This is a genomic window from Arthrobacter sp. Hiyo1 (genome assembly GCF_001263615.2).
In the GTDB taxonomy this organism is placed as follows: domain Bacteria; phylum Actinomycetota; class Actinomycetes; order Actinomycetales; family Micrococcaceae; genus Arthrobacter.
Map to the genome: position 1 here is coordinate 29,331 of NZ_DF952476.1, position 4,262 is coordinate 33,592.

At 64.6% G+C, this 4,262-nt stretch carries 4 protein-coding genes; 3 read left to right on the forward strand and 1 reads right to left on the reverse strand.

Annotated features, from left to right (window positions below; translation table 11 throughout):
* Nucleotides 1-223: 223 nt before the first annotated feature.
* The gene (locus AHiyo1_RS20580; RefSeq protein ID WP_059389824.1) at nt 224-1,198 is read right to left on the reverse strand and encodes an ABC transporter substrate-binding protein; all 975 of its coding nucleotides are present in this window, start codon (nt 1,196-1,198) and stop codon (nt 224-226) included.
* Between the two features lie 153 nt (nt 1,199-1,351).
* Here AHiyo1_RS20580 and AHiyo1_RS20585 point away from each other — a divergent pair, with 153 nt between their 5' ends.
* From AHiyo1_RS20585 to AHiyo1_RS20595, 3 genes are all read left to right on the forward strand, one after another.
* Entirely contained in the window at nt 1,352-1,534 is a 183-nt protein-coding gene (locus AHiyo1_RS20585) for a nuclear transport factor 2 family protein (RefSeq protein ID WP_059389825.1), read from the forward strand.
* A 112-nt stretch (nt 1,535-1,646) separates the two neighbouring features.
* Complete coding sequence (locus AHiyo1_RS20590; protein WP_059389826.1) at nt 1,647-2,636, forward strand: LLM class flavin-dependent oxidoreductase; 990 nt, start codon at nt 1,647-1,649, stop codon at nt 2,634-2,636.
* A 114-nt stretch (nt 2,637-2,750) separates the two neighbouring features.
* The coding region (locus tag AHiyo1_RS20595) for a trehalase-like domain-containing protein (protein WP_253257513.1) at nt 2,751-4,262 on the forward strand (1,512 nt) is incomplete at its 3' end.

The following is a 4,262-nucleotide window of genomic DNA, read 5'->3' on the forward strand; positions in this document are numbered from 1 at the left end:
GATGATGTCGAAGTCGCGGAGCGAGTCCGCGACGTCCGCCAGAGGCTCGCCGAAAACGGTGACTTCGACGCCGTCTTCGGCGAGCTCGGCCCACGGCGCGTAGTCGAAGGCCACGGCTTGGTAGTCGTCGAGGATGGCAAGGCGCTGGCCCATGGAACTCCCTTTCGCTTGTCCGGTCCGCAGCGGTTCCGGATACGTGGAAAGCTACACCCCGGAGCCGGCGCTAGCTCTTCGGAAGGCCCGGCGGGTTCAGTTCCGACTTCGCGATACCCTCCGAAGACAACCCCCAGCGGTCCAAGATCTTTCCATACGTGCCGTTTTGGATCAGTTTGTTGAGGGCTGCCTGGGCTGCAACGGCAAGACCGTTGCCCTTCTTGGTGGTGAAGGCAATGTCCGCCTTAAGAGGCCAGCCGCCGTTGACTGTTCCCACCTGCTTGGTCTTGCCGTCCTTTGCGGCCTTGTACGCCGCTCCAGCGTTCGGGCCGAACGTCAGGTCCGCGCGGCCGGATTGCACGGCGAGCGAGGAAGCCGAGTCGTCGTCGTAGTACTGGAATTCAACCGGCTTCAAGCCGTTCTTCTTGTTCTCGGCGTCCCAGCGCAACAGGATTGCTTCCTGGTTGGTGCCCGAGCCCACAATGATCCGCTTGCCCGCCACGTCCTTGGCTTCCTTGATCTCACCGATCGGGGAGTCGCTCTTGGCATAAAAGCCCAGGAGGTCCGTGCGATAGGTGGCGAAGTCGAACTTCTCCTTACGCGCCTCCGTGACGGTGACGTTGGAGAGGACGGCCTCGTACTTGCCCGATTCAATACCCAAGGGCCAATCGGCCCAAGCCACGGGAAGGACCTCAACCTTTAGGCCCAAGGTTTCTCCGACTGCGTAGGCGAGGTCGACTTCGTTGCCGATGAGGGTCTTGTTGTCCGTCGCGAAGAGGCTCAACGGAGCGGTGCCGCCTGTGGTCACCACGGTGAGTTTGCCGTCAGCCTTGATGGCCTCCGGGACGAGCGCCGCAGCGGCGTCGTCCTTGGTGATAGGGAAGCGGTTCTGCTCCGGCGACAGGTTGAAAGTCTTGCCCGCGGAAGCGGACGACGACGGCGCTGACGCCGCTGAGGCGCCCGGGTCAGAGCAAGCGGCGAGGCCGAGAGTCGTGGTCACGGCGAGTGCCAGTACGGCGCCTGTTTTGAGTCGTGAAATAGCCATGGAATCCCCTTCGAAAGTGATGGATGGTGTGCGTTGCTGCAACTATCCGGCAGCGACAAGAGCCGGTCAAAGCGCTCTGAAACGCGGGGATACAAGGGTTAACTGGGGTTCATTCGAGGTCCCGAAGGGTCACAAAACAACCGCGGTGTCGGCGTGGCTTTCGGACATGCGGCCGTGACCTTCGCCGGGATCTCGGCGGAAGGCGAACGGCTCCGGGCGATGACCCGCCGCTTCACCCTTTGCCTCGAGAAGAAGGACGACGCCTGGAAGATCTCCCACGAGCACTCGTCGTTGCCCATCGACATGGAGACCGGCAAAGGCATCTTCACGAGCTGAGACGGAACCCACGCAAGCTGGAGAAATAACCCGGGCACCGCCGTCGTTGTCGCAAGAGTGGCCGGGAAACCGGCCCCCTGAACGAAACCACCTTCGAAAGGCCGGCACCAACGTGACAGTTCCCCTCTCCATCCTCGACCTGGCAATCATTGGCAAAGGCCAGACGGCGGCGGAGAGTTTCGCCGGGAGCGTCGCCATGGCGCAACTGGCCGAACGGCTCGGCTACCGACGGATTTGGTACGCGGAGCACCACAACATGGGCTCGATCGCTTCCTCGGCTACGAGCGTGCTGATTGCCCATATCGCGGCCAACACCAGCACTATCCGGCTCGGTGCAGGCGGCGTCATGCTGCCCAACCACTCGCCGCTCACCATCGCAGAGCAGTTCGGCACCCTTGAGACGCTGCACCCGGGCCGCATCGACCTCGGCCTCGGACGGGCACCCGGCAGCGACCAGAACACCATGCGTGCACTCCGCCGCGATCCCATGGCCGCGGACACCTTCCCTCAGGATGTGCTGGAGCTGCAGGGCTACCTCACGGGACCCACCCGGATCCAAGGGGTCGAAGCGACACCGGGCAAGGGCACCAACGTGCCGCTCTACATCCTCGGGTCCTCGCTGTTCGGCGCGCATTTGGCGGCGCAGCTCGGCCTGCCCTACGCCTTCGCCTCGCACTTCGCACCCAATGCGCTGCAGGACGCCGTCGTCGTCTACCGCCGCGAGTTCAAGCCGTCCGAGCAGCTGCAGGAGCCATACGTGATCGCGGGCGTCAACGTCGTGGCCGCGGATTCGGCGGCTGAAGCCCAACGGCTCTTCCTTGAGGTCAAGCGGGACCGCGTCTCCCGTTTCCTGGGCGGTGGACGCGAGTTCACCGACGCCGAAGCGGACCTCATCCTCGATTCGCCCCAAGGCCAGCACATCGCGCAAATGGTGAAGTACTCGGCAGTGGGTACGCCGGAAGTCGTGCGGGATTACCTTGACGAGTTTGCCCGCCACGCCGACGCCGACGAACTGATCGTCGCCCACCAAAGCACGGGCACGGAGCAGCGCCTGCGTTCGGTGGAGCTGGTGGCGGAGGCCGTGGGGCTGACGCGGGTGTAGGGCGCCGCCTAAACGTAACTAGGCAAACTCGTTACACCCCGGCAATACGCGGGTCATGGAGGCGAAACCCGCCGGGCGGAAACTGGACGAATCCACCCCGGAAGGATCGTCCCCATGGCTACTCCGCTCAATTTGTCCGTGGCCGATTCGGCACTGCTGACAAAATCGCTTCCGCTGGGTCTCCTGCGGACGGCAGTCCAATCCGAGGCCGCGCACGATGGAATCACTCCGGAGCTGCTCGCGGAACTGAGGATGCTGGCCCGCACTCCGGGACTCCTGGTGGCCTGCAACTACGGTGGAACACTCTGCGCCGCGGAAGGCGTATCCACTGAGACACTCCCGTTGGGGAGTGCCGCCGTCGCTCTCCGGGCACTGGCAGCGCTGCCGAACACGCACACTGCCGTCATCTCCGGCAGGTCGCTGCGGGACCTTGCCGCAGTGTCGCGGCTGCCGGCGGAAGTCCACTTGGTGGGCTCGCACGGCGCCGAGTTCGACATGACCTACGCGTACAGCATCTCGATGGCCACGGAAGCCGTCCTTCAACAGGCAGCCACGGCCCTCAACGAATCCATTGGCTTCGAAAAGGGCATCAGCATCGAGCGCAAGCCCGTGGCGGTAGCCATCCACACCCGGCCGGCCACGCCTGCCGTGGTCGCCAGGGTGACCCGGGAGGCGCACCAGATCGCCCGTGAAGTGGGACTGTTTTTCATTGTGGACGGATCCGTTCTGGACCTGTCCATCGTGGAACCCTCCAAAGACGCCGCGCTGGAGCATCTGCGTACACAGTTGGGGGCCAGCGCGGCCCTGTTTGCCGGCGACGCGGACAGCGATGAGCTCGCGATCGCCACCTTGCGGGGCCCGGATCTTGGCCTGCACGTAGGGGATGGAGAAACCAAGGCGCGCCACCGCTTGCCGGACCCGCAATCCTTCGCCAAAGTGCTCGCCATCCTGTTCGAACTGCGCCGAGCGTGGCTGTTCGGCGAGGACGCAGTGGGGCTGGAGCGGCATTCGATGATCGGTAACGGGACCTCGACGGCGCTGCTCACCCCGGAGGCCAAGATCTGCTGGATGAGCCATCCCCTCCCGGATTCAGGGTCCTTGTTCGCGCACATCCTGGGTGGAGACCCGGCCGGCCACTTCAGTGTGGAACCGGTCAAGGCGTCGAAGGTGCTGGGCCAGCGCTACGTGGACAACACCATGATCGTGGAGACGCGCTGGGCGGACGTCACGGTCACCGACTACCTTGAGCCGGCACCGGACGGCATCACCAGCCTGGTCCGTGTCCTCTCCGGAACCGGCAGCGCGCGGATTGTTTTCGCCCCGCGGCCGGACTACGCCAACGCTCCGTTCAACATGGAGATCCGCGGCGAAGAACTGCACGTCGTGGGCACCTCGGATCCCATCATCCTGTTCGCCCCCGGAGTGTCCTTCACAGTCACGAGCGACGGCAAGCACGGAACCGCCACCGCTGAAGTCAGCCTCGCGTACGGTCCTATCGTCATGAACCTGAGGTGCGGAGACACTGAGCCGACGACGCCGGACCCGCCGGAGAGCTTGCCCGGCGGGCCGCCGTCGCGCACCAATCCCCGGCAGTGGGTCCGTGGGCTGGAACTGCCCGACATGAAA

Excerpts from the sequence above, each read along its gene's own strand:
- AHiyo1_RS20580 (WP_059389824.1), bottom strand. The coding sequence starts at position 1,198 with ATGGCTATTTCACGACTCAAAACAGGCGCCGTACTGGCACTCGCCGTG.